Genomic DNA, 2,159 nt, shown 5'->3' with positions numbered 1-2,159 from the left:
TCCCTCCGATCGCTGGTGGACACCTCCGACCCGACCTCGGCGGATGCGGCCACACACCTCGACCCGCTGGTGGGTGACGCCCTCCGGGCGATCTCGGAGACCGGTCGACGCGCCGGCGGGGACGGTCTCACCTTCGAGACGGGGACCGGTGCGGCCGCCCGGGACCGCGGCGCGACCCGCCTGGCGCGGCTCGGGGAGACGGTGACCGCCTCGCTGGCGCGCGTCGATCTCCTGACCCCGGGCAGCGTGTTCACCATGGCGAGTCCCAACAGTCCGCTCATGCTGGTGACCCGCAACGCGCTGCCGTTCCCCGTGCGCGTGGACGTGACCGTCACCGCGCCCGAGGACATCACCGTCGACCCGGTCGGTCTCATCCAGATCCCGGCCGCGGGCTCCCGCACCCTCCAGGTCCCCACCCAGTCCGACTCCGAGGGCGGGGTCCGCCACACCGTGGTCTTCGCCCTCCACGGGCCGGACGGGACGCGACTGTCCGACCCGGTCGAACTCTCGGTCCAGTCCGGTGGGTATCCCGTCGCGCAGGGCTTCGCGATCGCCGCGGCCGCACTCGCCCTCGTCCTCGGAGGCCGCCGGTACCTGCGCTACCGTCGGGGGATCCTCGACCCCGCGGACGAAGGGCACCGACCGTGAACGACGAGCAGGGTTCCCCCGAACCCGGGCTGCGTAGACCGGATCCCGGGCTGCGGGGCCGCCGCCGCGAATCCGGGAGCTGCGTCTCGCCACGCCCCGTCTCGCCGCCACCGGTCGCCGACTCGTTCGCGCCCGACTCGGTACCCGTCGACCCCGTGGTCCCGATCCCACCGGGCCCGGCGACCCGGGGCGGGGGGACCGGCACCACCACGCGGGACTCGTCCGACGCCTCGGTGATGCGGTCCACGGGGTCGATGGCCGTGGCCAACCTCGCCAGCCGGATCACCGGTTTCGTCCGGATGATCCTCATCCTCACCATTCTCGGCCCCGCCGTGGCCTCGGCGTTCAACACCGCCAACACGCTGCCCAACATGATCACCGAGCTCGTCCTGGGGTCGGTCCTCACCGCCATGTTCATGCCCCTGCTCGCCAGGGCGGCCCAGGAGGACCCGGACGGGGGGGTCTCGTTCATCCGGCGCCTGCTCACGGCCACCTCCCTGTTGGCGCTGGTCGCCACGGTGGTGGCGGTGGCCTGTGCGCCCCTGCTCACCGAACTCAACCTCGGGGACGGTGAGGTCAACACGGACCTCGCCACGGCGTTCGCCTTCCTGCTGCTGCCGCAGATCTTCTTCTACGGCGTCTTCTCGGTCATGCTCGCCGTGCTCAACTACAACGGGATCTTCCGACCCGGTGCGTGGGCCCCGGTGTGGAACAACCTGGTGGCCATCGCGACCCTGGCCCTGTTCGCCGTGGTCGGGAGCGGCATCGACCCGGCGGCCCCGGTCAACCTCCTCAGCGCCCCGATCCTGTTGCTCGGCCTGGGCACGACCCTCGGCGTGGTGGTGCAGGCCGCGGTCCTGCTGCCCGCGCTGCGCCGTGCCGGCGTGGTCCTGCGTCCCCAGTGGGGGCTGGACCCCCGGATCCGCCAGTTCGGGGGCAACGCCCTCGCCGGGTTGTCCTACGTGTTCATCTCGCAGGTCGGTCTGGTCATGACCAACCGCATCGGTTCCGCCGCCGACGAGGCGGCCATCGCCATCTACGGCACGTACTGGCTGCTGCTCCAGGTGCCCTACGGGATCATCGGTGTGACCCTCCTGACGGCCATCAACCCGCGGTTGGCCGACAACGGCGTCGCCGGGCGGACGGACGCGGTCGTGCGCGACATCTCGCTCGGCACCAGGCTGTCCCTCTTCGGCCTGTTGCCGATCATCGCCTTCATGACCGCCTTCGGCCCGACCATCGCGACCGGCCTGTTCCGGTACGGCAACTTCGACGCCCAGAACGCCGACATCCTCGGCCTCACCCTGGCCTTCGGGGCGTTCACCCTGGTGCCGTACGCGGTGGTCCTGCTCCAGCAGCGGGTGTTCTACGCCCGCGAGGACTACTGGACCCCGACCGTCATGATCCTCGCGATCACCATCGTCCGCGTGGTCCTGTCGCTCATCGTCCCGCTGGTCGCGAACGAACGCTCCCACGTGGTGATCGGCCTCGCCCTGGCCAACGGGATCGGC

The 2,159-nt window shown here is 71.3% G+C and carries 2 protein-coding genes; both read left to right on the top strand.

Features of this window, described 5'->3' with window-relative positions; genetic code table 11:
- Window positions 1-648, top strand: a 648-nt coding sequence (locus G6018_RS10800; protein WP_241732058.1) for a DUF6049 family protein, incomplete at its 5' end; no start/stop codon positions are given.
- On the top strand, window positions 645-2,159 hold a 1,515-nt coding region (locus G6018_RS10795), incomplete at its 3' end, for a lipid II flippase MurJ (protein WP_182639580.1). The genes G6018_RS10800 and G6018_RS10795, both read left to right, overlap by 4 nt.

Origin of the sequence: Dietzia sp. DQ11-44 (assembly GCF_014145205.1) — a bacterium.
GTDB lineage: Bacteria > Actinomycetota > Actinomycetes > Mycobacteriales > Mycobacteriaceae > Dietzia > Dietzia natronolimnaea.
Note: the sequence above shows the minus strand (reverse complement) of the source record. Positions and strands in the feature narration are given on the sequence as shown.